Source organism: Brevibacillus sp. HB2.2, from assembly GCF_013284275.1.
GTDB lineage: Bacteria > Bacillota > Bacilli > Brevibacillales > Brevibacillaceae > Brevibacillus > Brevibacillus brevis_D.
In genome coordinates this window covers 173,307-186,163 of record NZ_JABSUV010000004.1, presented here as the reverse complement: position 1 = coordinate 186,163, position 12,857 = coordinate 173,307, and the positions used below count along the sequence as shown (strand labels likewise).

Here is a 12,857-nt window from a genome sequence, read left to right as displayed (position 1 = left end):
TTCATGCAATTTTGCAGAGGGACTGTGCCTTTTTCCATTCGGTCGCTAATGATGCAACGGGGGTATAGCCAAATCAATCTCTGCCAGGTCAAAAATATCTTTTTCTCGAAGCATTTGGAGGACATTATCGAGCGAGTAGCGGATTTTTTTCAAGTTTTTGATGTGAAAAGCCCCGTTGTGGAAAATGACGGTCGGTTCAAATGTAACCATTCTGCCAAACCAATTTCTGGGAAGGCATTATGCAAAACAAAACACCAGGAGTTTCCCCCTGGTGTCTATCATTATTGGAGTGGCAGCCATTCTCCCGTAATGGCATCCACATCCCCATTGTTTTTCAGTATTTCTGCCGAATAGACCAAGACTGGTTGCTCTTGAATCTTATTGTAATTGTTATCAAGCGGGAAGACATAGCGAGGACTGAGCGGATGATGTTGGAGATAAACCTGCGCCGCCTCTTCTGGTGAAATCACTTTGGCTACATCTGCGAAGCCCTCCTGCTCATGCGGGAATGTCAATTTCACCCCGATAATTTCTCCTGTCTGCCCGTCGATCGTGACCTTATAATACTGATCCGGCACCATTACGCCGTTTATTTCTCGGACAAATTTCAATTCAACCTGTCTGCCCATCACATACACTTGCTCCTGCATACGAACCGTCTTCACCCGTGAATCCAAATACGGCTCTAAAAACAAGATCGCTCTCTCCTGCAATTCTGCGATAGTAAGTGTCGGATCACCTTCTCGTAGCTCAGGATAAGAGATCTTGAACGCTGCTGCCCGATTGTTGACGGTAGTCAGCTGCATGAATCGCTCACCTTTTTTGGCCTGGTATTCTCGTTCGTTGTCTCCCAGCATATATTCGGGCACATTACTCGCCGTAAATGTGAAGCCCTCCACCTTCTGGCCGAAGAACTCCATGGCAGCCGCAGCCTCTTTTGCCGATGCAACCATTGTCTTCTTGCCTCCGGGCTTGACGGCAATGCTGTCGCGAAACGACTCCCCACGCCACAAGGTCGTTTTCACTTCCTTGCCAGTACGAGCGTCGAGATACCCGGAGAAGCTCTCCTTGTAGCGAAGAACGTAGTCCACGCCCTTCTTCCCAACTCTCTCATACGTCAGCTGCATGACTTCTGCAAGTCCGCTCTCTGTTTTCTTCGGAGAAGGCCTCTCAGCTATTGGAGGAAACTGCCCAGCGTCCAGATTCATTCCGGTTGAATCCCCTGAATTGATATAACGAATATGCCCGACATCGCTCATACCAATCACATAGTTATCTCCTTCTACCTGCACGTCATTCACATAGCGTTGCAAGCGGACGGCTTCATGCGAAACGGTATCTGTTCCCTCTTGCCCCTCTACTTGTTCGATCCGATACTGTTCCAGATTTTTGCCCAGGAACGGTTCCATAAATGCCTTCGCCTGTTGCTCTAATCTCTCCTTGGAAAGCGTTCCTACGACTTTCTCTTGCCCTGGAATCTTCTCCGGATCGAATCCGAGCAAGAGCCCGCTTTTGGCGTCCAGCTTCGCTCTGGCATATAGCGACACTTCTGTTCGTTCTTTGTTGCTGAACAGGCGAAAATCTATGTCGTACACCTCTCGAGGAGCTTTCGCTGCGTAGACCCTCTTTTCCGATTCCCGAAAAGGAGGATATTTCTCGTACAGCTTTTCCAGTGTTCTGATTGCTGCTTGGCTTAGCTCGCTTTCTGTTATTTCTGTCGAGGAGAAGGAGCGGGGAACCAAATGCGCTTGTGATTCAACCCGAGATTGCGTGAACATCTCCGGGGTTACCCCCATCATCCATACTGCTGCGGCCACCGTTGCAGCGGAAACCGTCCATGTCGCCAGCTTGAGGACGATTCTTTTCGAGCGATTCTTTTTGGTGCGCGCCCGTTGCACCAGCTTTGCTTCCAGCGCTTCGACGAATTCGCTCCTTGGCTCCGCATCCTTTGACTGAGGAAGAGCCGCGAAGAATTGCTCGTCATTTGGAGTATTCATTGGCCAACCCTCCTATCCAGTCGACATGCAAAACTTTTTTGAGTTCTTTTGTTGCTCGGTGAAAATCTACACGGACCTTGGCTTCGCTTGTCCCGAGGATTTCTGCCGTTTCCCGAATACTGTAGACCTTGATACCACGCAAAATCAGTACATTCCGATGATGCGGCTTCATTTTTTGCATCGCCTGCTCAATTTCCAGCTGTTCTTCCTTAGAAACCAGCTCCGCTTCCGGCCTTCCCAGAAGAGAAGGCAGCCCTTTTAACAATTCCATGCCAAAAAGCGTTTGCACCCGCCTCTTCCGGTAATCATCGATGGCGACATGCTTGGCAATATGCAAAATCCATGTCTTCACACTGGAACGCTCTTCATATCTACCCAAAGCGTCCAAGACTCGGATAAACACTTCCTGCGTCAAATCCTCCGCATGCTCGCGCTTCCCCGTGAAGTAGTAGAGATATTGATAGACATCACGGTAGTGCTCACGATAGATCGCTTTAATCCGCACTTCGTAATCGATTGTGTCCTGCACTGGATTTCCTCTCCCTGCTCCTTACCTGATAAATTGACCGGTAACTGCGTCAACCTTTCCGTTTCTTTCTTTTGGCTCATAAACAAGGACAGGTGTTGCCTGGTATCGCCCGTTAAGGGAAGGAAATACGTAGCTCATTGTAAGCGGATTAGCTTTTAACAATGCTTGTATGGCTTGCTCAGGCCCTACGACATTTGAGGCATCATCATAGGATAATTTACCAGTAGCTACTGGTAAACTGGCGGATACAATGTCTCCCGTATGCATGTCAACTTTTACTGAATAGCCCTGTCCTTCAACCATAATCCCTTGGTGTACAGGAGAAAATAGAAACATTTGCTTGCCTACTTCTCTATTAATCATTTGTGGTACCAGCTCCGTTACCTCGGCGTCTACAAATGGTTGCAGAAACGCCACTGCTTTTTCCTCGGCAGCTGCCTCAGTAATCACTTTCTGCTTTGGTGGGTTTTCAATTACATGGAAGTACGCAATCTGATCATTCACTGTCCTCACTGAGAACTTTTTGTTGCCAACCACGGCATCATACTCCTTTTCCCCTGCGAGAACTGGCGCACCTTTGGTCATTTGAAACACGATTCCTTCGGGCAATGGAATAAAAGTGGAGAGTGCGGTAGCCATCTCCTCATTGGTCTTGGCGAAGACCCGCTGGTTTCCAGGCGTTACCGTAATTGGTTTCCCGTACTTATTTTTCGTGGTCCATCCTGACTCTACCTCGGCTCCTGATCGTGCATCCAGATATCCAGAAAAATTCAGGCTGTAGACTGGGCGGAAGCCAGCGCTTATGTCTTTTGCTTTTTGCTCATAGCTGAGGTGGAGCATGTCTTCTAATTGTTTGCTGATTTCGTCTTGATTCTTAACCCCTGACGGAGCGGGGAATTTACTTGTGTCCATCTGCAATCCTGTTGTGTTTCCTGCGTTTATATAGTCTAGCTCGCCTACTCCATTGATCGCTACTACGTAAAGATCGTCTTTTACCGGAATTTGATTCACAACCCGAACGAAACGCACATTTGCCACGGCCTCTGCACCCTCACCATCAACTGTTACCTCTTCTATTTGGTATTGCTTGATGGCGTCACCGATGAAATTCTTCAGAATACTTGGCGCTTTTTCTTTTCCCATCGCTTCCGTAGGACGTGCAGTCGGTTTCTTTTTGGGAATGTCGTGTGCAGAGAAGAATAGCAACATACCGTTGTTTGCATCGATTTTGGCATCCGCATACAGGGATACTTCCGTCCGCTCCTTGTTGCTGAAGATGCGGAATTGGATCTGGAAGACATCTCGCTCCTGATTGTTACGCGAAATGGTTTTTTCCGCATTTTTTAATTCCGGGTAGTGTTTGTTCAGCTTGTCTAGGGTTTTTTGGGCTGCTTTGCTCAATTGGGGTTGTGTTGATTTAACTGCCGCGGCTTGTACAGTTACTTGTGGTTGCGTAATCCACAATGGGCTTGAGAAGAGCAAAGCAGCAGCTCCTACTGTGATCATCAGCTTTTTGGTTGCATATGGTTTCATTTTGAATTTCCTCCTGGCTTTCACTTTTTATGTTCTTAGCCCAATAGTCGAAAGCAAAAGGGAAATGTTACAAGGAAATGAAAATAAAAAAAGGCCAGTCAAGCCTTTGACAGGCCGCCTAGCCGTTGCGAGGTTTTGAGAGCGACATCCTTTACCCGTTCTATCAAATACTGGAGTCGTTCCTCCTTCAAATCATACGTGACAATTCCTATGCTTAGCGCCCCAATTACCTTTTGGTTGTAGTCGATCACTGGCGCTGCGACAGAGGCCGTGTTTTCCGTCCGCTCCGCAAAGCTGACCGCATGACCAACACCTCTGATCTCCTGGAGCTTCTCCATAAAAGCAGGCGCCTGCTCTTCACCCACGAGCTGGACAACCGTTTGTCTGGCTTCTTCCACAGGCATGTGTGCCAGTACGACTTTATTGGCCGCACCGATATGCATCGGAATCCGCAAGCCTAACTGGTCGTAGATGCGGATATTGTGCTGACTGTCTACGCGTTCGACGACAATGGATTCGAGTCCGCTAGGCTGACTAAAATAAACACTTTCGTTCACTTCTCTGGCGAGCTCCTCGATCATCGGCTTGATCACCTTCCGATAATCGATCCGATCGAGCACCCGCAAGCCGAACTCCATCCATTTAATCCCCAACGTATATTGCTTGGTCGCAGCATCCTGCTCTACCAGTCCATGCTTCATCAACGTGTACAATAGCCGATAAATGGTGCTGACCGGGAGCTGGCATTCCTTCGCTAAATCATTGATCGTCCACCATTTTCTATGTTCATCCGACGAAAGTGCCGTTGCAATCGCCATCGCTCGATCAAACGATTGAATCACGGTCATCCCCCCCCTTTTCTATCAATCTTCTCCTATGAAACTATGTTAAACCATTTGCTCTAATTTTGTGAATCGCAAAAAAACTCCTGAAAGGAATCGCAGATTGACAGTCAGAAATCAGAATGTGTAAACTAATGGTGAAGATTTCGAAATATGAATAATATTCTGCAATGTGGAAAAAGGGAGGCAACTATGTTCCAAGGCAGCCAATCCATGGTCAAGAAGATGAAAACCGTCATCATCAAGCATCCCCATCAAGCATTTATCAGTCAAGAACATCTCGATCAATCGTGGAAAACCTTCAACTATACAGACCGCCCTGACTGGGACCTAGCTCTGCATGAATACGCCAAATTCGAATCGATTTTGCGCGAGCATGTGGAAAACGTCCTGCACTTGCCACAATCCGATAAAACCGGACTGGATTCCATTTACGCCCACGACCCGGTGAAATTTACTTCCAAAGGGGCAATCATCCTCAAATCTGGTAAAGAGCTCCGACAGGGAGAAGCCGAAGTATACAAAGCCTTTTTAGAAGAAAACAATATTCCGATCCTGGGACAGCTCACAGGCGATGCCTTGTCAGATGGCGGCGATCTCGTCTGGCTGGATGATAAAACACTCGCGATTGGCCATGGCTTTCGTACGAACGAAGCGGCTATCGCTCAAATTACGGAAATGGTCAAGGATTTCACGGATGAAATCATCGTGGTACAGCTTCCGTATGATCGCGGTCCGGCGGAATGCTTGCATCTGATGTCGATTATCAGCATGGTCGATCATGATTTGGCAGTCGTCTACTCCAAGCTGATGCCAGTATTTTTCCGTCAACTGCTCATCGACAGAGGCATTCAGCTAATCGAGGTACCTGATCCCGAGTACGATAATCTCGGCAGCAATGTTCTCGCCCTTGCGCCGCGTGTGTGCATGGTCGTGGCAGGCAACCCGATTACGAAGCAACGCCTTCTCGACGCAGGTGCGACTGTGTACGAGTATGAGGGCGAAGAGATTTCTTATAAGGGAACAGGTGGGCCTACTTGCCTGACAAGCCCGGTGGAACGAATCTAGCCGTTACCAAACTGAACTGCACCTCCATTGTTAGATACCTTTAACGATTGGCGGTGCAGTTTTTCTATGACCAAAAAGTTTCCTTAAGCAAAAACTTTGTTGCCTAGGAAAGAATCTTACCTTAAACTAAAATCATAAGATATCGACTACGTGTACTTTTTTTTACCTTCATTTTTGCCCTAAGCCAACAGTTTGTCCTTAACGAAAAAGGAGAGTGAACCTCATGCCATCCATCAGTATTCCTTTGTCTGATGCCTTGATTGGTAGCCACATCTGTCTGGATCGTATTGACGTTCAGGGTATACTGCGCAGACGATTGCTGGATCTCGGCTTCGTCCCCGGCAACATCGTGGAAGTCATGCAAAAAAGTCCGTTGGGCGATCCCACTGCCTTTCGGGTAAATAACACGATCATCGCCCTGCGCAAAGAAGAAAGCTCCCTCATATTCGGGGAGTACGTAGGAAGTGACGAAACATGAGTTCATACACAATTGCGTTGGCAGGAAATCCGAATACCGGGAAGAGTACATTATTCAACACATTGACGGGACTTCGCCAACATACGGGAAACTGGGCAGGGAAGACAGTCGTAATGGCGGAGGGAGAATTCTCTCGGGGAAATACGACTTTTCGGATCATCGATTTGCCAGGTACGTATTCCTTGTATTCCAACTCGGCAGATGAAGAAGTGGCGAGAGATTACATTATTTTTGAGCAACCCGATGTCACCATCGTGGTACTGGATGCAACTTCATTGGAACGAAATCTCAATTTGGCCTTGCAGGTGTTGGAAATGACCCCTCGCGTCGTCGTATGCGTCAATTTGATCGATGAGGCGAAAAAGCTTGGCATTCGTATTGATCTGGAAAAAATCTCGCAAAGATTAGGCGTTCCTTGTATCGCTATTTCCGCCAGAAATCATATCGGGATCGAGAATTTGCTCGATCAGGTGGAGAAGGTAGCGAACGGAACCATCGTGCCCACTCCTGTACAGATAACCTACAGTGATCAGATTGAATCCAAGCTGGCTCAGTTGGAGCCGCTCATCGAGAAAACCTTGGGTAGTCGTTTTCCGACAAGATGGATCGCTCTGCGGTTGCTCGATGGCGATGAAAGTTTGTTGAATACCTTGCGGGAGCGAATGCAAAAGCCAGCAGAGTCTTTCGGAGAGGAGCGCTTGACCCATGGCCAAACCGTTTGCCACTAATCCGTCCGATCCACTGGATGCGCTTCTTTCCGTGGCCCGGGCCTCAGTCGCAGGAAGTGAGATTCGGGACACGATTGTAAGTGACATTTACCGTACCAGTCGCAGCATTTGCAAGGAAGCTGTGACCTACGAAAACAAGCAAAAGCTATCTCGCGCATACAAGCTCGATAAAATTGTGACGTCCAAAATATGGGGCTACCCCATCATGCTGGCGATTTTAGGCGCAGTATTCTGGATCACAATTGCAGGTGCGAACGTTCCATCCGGAATGCTTGCCGACATGTTCGGTGTTGTCGAGGGCTATTTAACTGCTGGCTTTCAAGCTGCACATGCACCTGAATGGCTGCACGGGATTCTGGTTCTCGGATTCTTTCGCGGTACCTCATGGGTTGTCAGCGTCATGCTGCCTCCGATGGCTATCTTTTTCCCAGTCTTTGCCCTGCTCGAGAACTTCGGATATCTGCCACGTGTCGCGTTCAACATGGATCGTCTGTTTAAAAATGCTGGCGGACACGGCAAACAGGCATTGACCATGTCGATGGGGTTCGGCTGTAACGCAGCTGCCATCCTGTCCACACGGATTATTGAATCTCCCCGGGAGCGAATGCTGGCGATTCTGACCAACAATTTCGTTCCGTGCAATGGTCGCTGGCCCACATTGATTTTATTGTCTTCGCTATTTATGGCGACCAGCGCGACAAGTGGATGGCAATCTCTGACTACTGCTCTCATTGTAATGAGTATGGTTATTTTTGGAATCGCTATCACTCTTATGGTTTCCTGGACATTATCCAAAACAGCCTTGCGCGGAGTACCGACACACTATACATTGGAGCTGCCCCCTTACCGCCGTCCGCAGATTTGGAAAACGATCCTGATCTCAAGCAAGGATAAATCGTGGAGCGTGCTGAAAAGGGCCGTCATTGTGGCCGCCCCTGCCGGTATCATCACTTGGGTATTGGGCAATATCTATGTCGGTGGGGACAGCATCCTCGCCCATATGGCTGCCTTTTTTGATCCGTTTGCGCAACTCATTGGTCTGGATGGCTATATTGTCATGGCTTTTATTCTCGGCTTGCCCGCGAATGAAATCGTACTGCCGATCCTTCTGATGGGGTACATGTCCTCCGGTGCCATGGTTGATGTGGAAGGCCTCGACAACATCAAAGATGTCTTCTTGCAGCACGGGTGGACTTGGTTGACAGCACTCAATATGATGCTGTTCTCTCTGCTTCATTACCCTTGCGGCACAACCTTGTTCAATATTTACAAGGAAACGAAAAGTGTAAAGTGGACCGTGCTTTCCGCACTCATTCCACTAGCCATTGCGGTAGGAGTTACGTTCTTGACTGCCCAGGTGGCAAGAGCACTCGGTTGGGTGTAAAAAACAGTAAAAAGCCTTTGCACAATACCAGACCTCCTGGTTCGTGCAAAGGCTTTTTCGTGACTTTCCCAGTGGAATCGTACTTTATTTTGTAATAGGTATCACGCCATCCAATCTGACTCTCTCAAACTCTAGCCCGCCCATCTCTACCGTATACGTATCCTGTTTCGGTACGCTGAAAACAATGTAAACATTTTCCGAATTCTCTGCCACAATCATATCCTTGTAAGCCTGACCCTCTACACGTAAGTTAATTTCTTCTGGTCCCTTGTTTGGAACGACAATGGACAGCTTGCCTTTGTCGTAATTTACCTTTTCAATGTTCAGCTGTTTCTTTTTTCCAAACGGAATCGTTTGCGGATATTTGGCATTCATATCAAGCACGAAGTTATCCTTTAGGGATCGCTTCATCGTCACTTCATCAAATCGCAGCTCCAGTTTTTCCGGGAGAGCCCCATAGAACAGCGACGGAATAAATTGCGCCCTATAGGTATCTGTCCCCTGCACATGCTCCACGTTTTTATTCACCTTGTCGTCTATCGCCTGATACTCTTTCCCGCTTCTATCCACCAATTTCATATTTTCTAATCGATGTAGAACAAACCCATCCTCGAACTTAGCCTCAAGCTCTATCTCTGTCACAGTAGGCGAAGCTATCATTCGGTTCACTTGCAAGCTCGTCATCAGAGCATCTGTTTTAAGCACAGCATCTACATCTGCATCCGGTTGGATTACTTTTTCGGCTGCAGTGACTGACTGTGGCAGGGGCAGCAACAGCTCAGCTACCACTACATCACCTCTTGATTTTCGCCTATCAACGATTTGCACTGGCAGGATAGGCTTGCTCTGACCCATCAGCGCCTGCATTTCTTTTTCGTCTATTCGATAATCCGACTTGATTATGAGATAATGCACACCATCGATCATTTGAAAATCCCTTGATCCATGACCTCTTTCTGACAGGTTCCCCAACTCTACATTAAGACTGAAATAGAGCATATCGCTTCTTTTCGATTCATCCGGAATTCGCGCAATCTCCTCCATTTTTTCACCGGAGATTAACAGCGTAAACGTAATCCGTCTGTGATCGACCATGGCATCCCTAATCTGATAAACAAAACCGTCCTTCTCCACTTTCACCTCAGGCAGAATCGGATAGCCGTTCTTCAAAGCATGCATAAAACCTTCATCGGGTGTGATCCATTCAAATACTTCCTGGCCTCGCTCTGCACCAGTCAGTCCCCACAAGCTTCCATCGAAGGGCTGAGCAATCTGGAGGAAAAGGGTAGCAGCAACTGCCACTCCGGCTGTCCAAGAGGTTACCTGCCAGCGACGGCGACGCTTCTCACGCTGAATTTTTGTGAGTACCTCTTGCTCGAATTTTTCCAAATGAAACGGATATTTTTCACGCACGGATTGCTTTGCTGATTGACTCCATTCCCTCCACATGCGATCGTCGCTCATCCTTGTACCTCCTTCGACATGGTCTCCTTCAATTGCTTTCTGGCTCGATGCAAACGCGTACGGACGACCTCCTGTGAAACGGAGAGAATATCCGCCACTTCCGCAATCGACAGGTCTTCATAATAGTGCAGGAGAATAACCTGCCTGTACTTCGGTGCGAGGGATTGAATGTAGGTGACGATCTCTTCCCGCTTCACCCGGTTTAAAATCTCTTCCTCTACCTGATTGTTTGCCTGCCGATCCATCAGGTCGCCCAAATGATCATCCATCGTCGGAAAAATGTTGCGGAACGACCACGACCGAAAATGCTTTTTGCTTTCATTCATCGCGATCTTGTAGAGCCAATGCTTGATCTCTCCGTCCCCGCGGAACTGATCGAGATGTCGATATGCTTGGATAAACACATTTTGGGTAATATCGTCCGCCAAGGCATGATTTTTTACCGTGAGGCTCACCAGATGAAAAATCTTCTCCCCGTATTGCTGCATCAGCCATCTCAGTCTGGCTTCCCGTGTAACCTCCAGACTCGCTGGTATTGTTTCTGCTTCGTTCAACCCGTTCACCTCATCCGTTGAATGCTTGCTATTAGGTATGATCCATCTCACGGCAAAAAGGTGACAGAAAATGCAAAAAGAAACCGCTGTGGTTTCCACAACGGCTACTTCGCTATCGCTCTACAAAAAATGCTGCATCCAAATATTCGGCTCGATGTATACCACTTCGTCCTTTTCCACGTCAACCTGTACAGGAACTAATGCGTCTGGAATGATGTACGATCCGGACTCCGGAAATTTCATCCCTGTCCAGCTTTCCCAATCCGTCAGACTTCCTCTGATCAGCATGGATTCCGGCGCTACCTGCATGATCGTCGCTCCCAGTTTCCAATGTGTGCGCACCCACGGATCAAACGGAGCGTCATCGGCTGTTTTCCACTGAACATACTTGTCCATTGGCGTGAGCGGGTACTTGTGCTTGAGCGATGGACGTACGGGTGCCACCAAGTACGCCAAGCCATTTTCCTTGGCGATATCCTTCATCGCCGTAACCATCTGCTTGCTCAGACCGAGTCCGCGATAGCGGGGATCGATGGAGATGGAGAGTGCCGATAACGCATTTGGCTGTTTTTCTTGGCGGTAGTCTTCAATCCCTTGCAGAAAGACATCGTCCCAGCCTTTTGGCAACCCTTCCACAGTGCCATCCCAATAAAACGGAATCGCATTTCCTACAGCCATCACCTCGTCAGCCTCGTCCGTCAGCATGAACTGATAAGGCGAGAACCAGTCATACAAATGATTGTAATATTCATTCGCCACTTCATCATTGAGCATGAAGGCAGACCAGCTTGCCTCGATTAGTACATCAGCTTGATCATCTAGATCTGATCTTTGTGCGAAAGTGTAGATGTTGTATGACATGCTTGGAATCCTCCTACGAGCTCAGATGTCTAGCTTCCCATCTAATCCCTATTCGAGTTTCTTCGACATTTTCCTCTTGCGTGTGTCACACAATCACTCCCTCCCTCTTTCCTATTTTCATGAAAGAGGGTTTGATTTCGCTTCATGCACGTCCTAAAAAAGTGTGGTCAAAATAAGTTTTGAAATTCGGATACAAAAAGATCAGTGATTTTTTCAATTCGTTGCGTTCTGTCTTATCTTCATCCATTTCAAACAAAATTTCATGGTCAATTTCATAGATTCCACATTTCTCTTCATCCGGGCTTTCTTGCAAATCGATACATCGTATTTTTCCGTACTCTGTATCCCATGAAAAAGGAAGGTAGCCTAACTTGCAAAGCAATGGATTGTACATATCCTTAATACCATCGAATGGCTCATCGATCCCTTGCTCAGGAATGACGTCGAAATAATGATGGTAAGTAGAAATGAAGGCTTTATACCACTCCGGAAATTTCAGCCCAAATTCTTCTTCGAGCGCAGCTACATCCTCCTGACTTACGATAGAAGGAATCAGCTTCCATCTGGACCATTCTTCATCGATATCAACTACCTTCATGACATCAGGGACGTCTGGTCGCATCCATCTGCAAAAACCTTCTTCTGTCACTTGGTTATATCGGGCATAGTAAGCTTCAAAAGCATTCTTGATGTACTCTTTTCTATCCATCTAGCAAGCCTCCGTTTTTTATAGAAAGTCAGTTCTTCCACAATCGCTTCGTTTCCACGAGTACCTCATCCTGAAATTCCATTTTGTATATATCAGGCTTGGACGTCGTCAATAAAAAATCCAAGTCGTACTGACTGTCAAAGTACCCCATCATCAATGTCATAACGGCACCATGCGTACCGATTGCAACTTTCTGCCCTCTGTATTGGTCTAAAATGTTTCGGAACGTTCCTACCACACGATTCCGACAAACGGTGATTGACTCTCCCCCAGGTAAAGAAAAGTCTGGCTCAGTAAACATCTTCTTTACTAATGGATACAATTGGCTATCGGCCATGATTTGATTGTCTCCGATAAAAACGAGTTCTCTCAGCTCTTCAAAAACGACGATCTCTTTCCCTACGGACTGGGCTAGTTCTTCTATGGTTGCCACTGCCCTATTATACGGACTTGAAATGAACGCATCTATCCCCTCGTCTTTTAACAATTGAGTAATGATACGGGCATCTGACCTACCTTTTTCAGTCAGTCCTCGTGTTCTTTCGTCCCCTTCGGTTTTTGGTGATTCTCCGTGCCTGACCATGTAAATATAGGTTTTCATGCCTAACCTCCGTGGAAACTTTTTTTCCGCCTAGATCCTTCCTGCAAATATATTACAACAAAAACCCCCTTCCCGGTTTTCACCAGAAAAGGGGCACTCTTAGATTTTG

The 12,857-nt window shown here is 47.3% G+C and carries 13 protein-coding genes and 1 pseudogene; 4 read left to right on the top strand and 10 right to left on the bottom strand.

Annotation, left to right across the window (positions count from 1 at the left end; genetic code table 11):
* Positions 1-63: 63 nt before the first annotated feature.
* The 5 genes and pseudogenes from HP401_RS04475 to HP401_RS04455 all read right to left on the bottom strand — a co-directional run.
* Positions 64-222 (bottom strand): annotated as a pseudogene (locus tag HP401_RS04475) (YetF domain-containing protein); the annotation flags it as partial.
* A gap of 59 nt (positions 223-281) precedes the next feature.
* Positions 282-1,997, bottom strand: coding sequence for a hypothetical protein (locus HP401_RS04470; protein ID WP_173604226.1), 1,716 nt, complete (start codon positions 1,995-1,997; stop codon positions 282-284).
* Positions 1,981-2,526: an RNA polymerase sigma factor gene (locus HP401_RS04465; RefSeq protein WP_173604225.1), complete on the bottom strand. Its 546-nt coding sequence runs from the start codon at positions 2,524-2,526 to the stop codon at positions 1,981-1,983. The genes HP401_RS04470 and HP401_RS04465 overlap by 17 nt, the downstream gene beginning before the upstream one ends.
* A gap of 21 nt (positions 2,527-2,547) precedes the next feature.
* A complete protein-coding gene (locus tag HP401_RS04460) occupies positions 2,548-4,059 on the bottom strand; it encodes a hypothetical protein (RefSeq protein WP_173604224.1) in 1,512 nt (503 codons plus the stop codon).
* Between the two features lie 98 nt (positions 4,060-4,157).
* Complete coding sequence (locus HP401_RS04455) at positions 4,158-4,901, bottom strand: IclR family transcriptional regulator (RefSeq protein WP_142498095.1); 744 nt, start codon at positions 4,899-4,901, stop codon at positions 4,158-4,160.
* A gap of 192 nt (positions 4,902-5,093) precedes the next feature.
* Here HP401_RS04455 and HP401_RS04450 point away from each other — a divergent pair, with 192 nt between their 5' ends.
* The 4 genes from HP401_RS04450 to HP401_RS04435 all read left to right on the top strand — a co-directional run bounded on the left by HP401_RS04450 (position 5,094) and on the right by HP401_RS04435 (position 8,559).
* On the top strand, positions 5,094-5,969 hold the full coding sequence (locus HP401_RS04450; protein ID WP_173604223.1) for a dimethylarginine dimethylaminohydrolase family protein: 876 nt from the start codon (positions 5,094-5,096) through the stop codon (positions 5,967-5,969).
* A gap of 223 nt (positions 5,970-6,192) precedes the next feature.
* The gene (locus HP401_RS04445; RefSeq protein ID WP_015893350.1) at positions 6,193-6,447 is read left to right on the top strand and encodes a FeoA family protein; all 255 of its coding nucleotides are present in this window, start codon (positions 6,193-6,195) and stop codon (positions 6,445-6,447) included.
* Positions 6,444-7,175: a FeoB small GTPase domain-containing protein gene (locus HP401_RS04440; RefSeq protein WP_173604222.1), complete on the top strand. Its 732-nt coding sequence runs from the start codon at positions 6,444-6,446 to the stop codon at positions 7,173-7,175. The genes HP401_RS04445 and HP401_RS04440 overlap by 4 nt, the downstream gene beginning before the upstream one ends.
* Positions 7,153-8,559 carry a nucleoside recognition domain-containing protein gene (locus HP401_RS04435; RefSeq protein ID WP_173604221.1) on the top strand — a complete coding sequence of 469 codons (1,407 nt, stop codon included), beginning with the start codon at positions 7,153-7,155 and terminating at the stop codon, positions 8,557-8,559. The genes HP401_RS04440 and HP401_RS04435 overlap by 23 nt, the downstream gene beginning before the upstream one ends.
* An 84-nt stretch (positions 8,560-8,643) precedes the next feature.
* Here HP401_RS04435 and HP401_RS04430 read toward each other — a convergent pair whose 3' ends face one another.
* From HP401_RS04430 to HP401_RS04410, 5 genes are all read right to left on the bottom strand, one after another.
* Positions 8,644-10,023: a hypothetical protein gene (locus tag HP401_RS04430; RefSeq protein ID WP_173604220.1), complete on the bottom strand. Its 1,380-nt coding sequence runs from the start codon at positions 10,021-10,023 to the stop codon at positions 8,644-8,646.
* Positions 10,020-10,586: a sigma-70 family RNA polymerase sigma factor gene (locus HP401_RS04425; RefSeq protein WP_375140426.1), complete on the bottom strand. Its 567-nt coding sequence runs from the start codon at positions 10,584-10,586 to the stop codon at positions 10,020-10,022. Before HP401_RS04425 ends, HP401_RS04430 begins: the two co-directional genes overlap by 4 nt.
* A gap of 111 nt (positions 10,587-10,697) precedes the next feature.
* Positions 10,698-11,438 (bottom strand): GNAT family N-acetyltransferase, encoded by a 741-nt coding sequence (locus HP401_RS04420; RefSeq protein WP_173604218.1) that lies wholly within the window; start codon positions 11,436-11,438, stop codon positions 10,698-10,700.
* A gap of 142 nt (positions 11,439-11,580) precedes the next feature.
* Positions 11,581-12,147 (bottom strand): SMI1/KNR4 family protein, encoded by a 567-nt coding sequence (locus HP401_RS04415; RefSeq protein WP_173604217.1) that lies wholly within the window; start codon positions 12,145-12,147, stop codon positions 11,581-11,583.
* A gap of 28 nt (positions 12,148-12,175) precedes the next feature.
* Positions 12,176-12,748, bottom strand: coding sequence for a histidine phosphatase family protein (locus tag HP401_RS04410; protein WP_173604216.1), 573 nt, complete (start codon positions 12,746-12,748; stop codon positions 12,176-12,178).
* Positions 12,749-12,857: the final 109 nt, after the last annotated feature.

Bases quoted from the DNA above. Each gene is read 5' to 3' on its own strand.
- HP401_RS04440 (WP_173604222.1), top strand. From the start codon at position 6,444: ATGAGTTCATACACAATTGCGTTGGCAGGAAATCCGAATACCGGGAAG.
- HP401_RS04435 (WP_173604221.1), top strand. From the start codon at position 7,153: ATGGCCAAACCGTTTGCCACTAATCCGTCCGATCCACTGGATGCGCTT.
- HP401_RS04430 (WP_173604220.1), bottom strand. From the start codon at position 10,023: ATGAGCGACGATCGCATGTGGAGGGAATGGAGTCAATCAGCAAAGCAA.
- HP401_RS04410 (WP_173604216.1), bottom strand. From the start codon at position 12,748: ATGAAAACCTATATTTACATGGTCAGGCACGGAGAATCACCAAAAACC.
- HP401_RS04415 (WP_173604217.1), bottom strand. From the start codon at position 12,147: ATGGATAGAAAAGAGTACATCAAGAATGCTTTTGAAGCTTACTATGCC.
- HP401_RS04445 (WP_015893350.1), top strand. From the start codon at position 6,193: ATGCCATCCATCAGTATTCCTTTGTCTGATGCCTTGATTGGTAGCCAC.
- HP401_RS04470 (WP_173604226.1), bottom strand. From the start codon at position 1,997: ATGAATACTCCAAATGACGAGCAATTCTTCGCGGCTCTTCCTCAGTCA.
- HP401_RS04450 (WP_173604223.1), top strand. From the start codon at position 5,094: ATGTTCCAAGGCAGCCAATCCATGGTCAAGAAGATGAAAACCGTCATC.
- HP401_RS04460 (WP_173604224.1), bottom strand. From the start codon at position 4,059: ATGAAACCATATGCAACCAAAAAGCTGATGATCACAGTAGGAGCTGCT.
- HP401_RS04420 (WP_173604218.1), bottom strand. From the start codon at position 11,438: ATGTCATACAACATCTACACTTTCGCACAAAGATCAGATCTAGATGAT.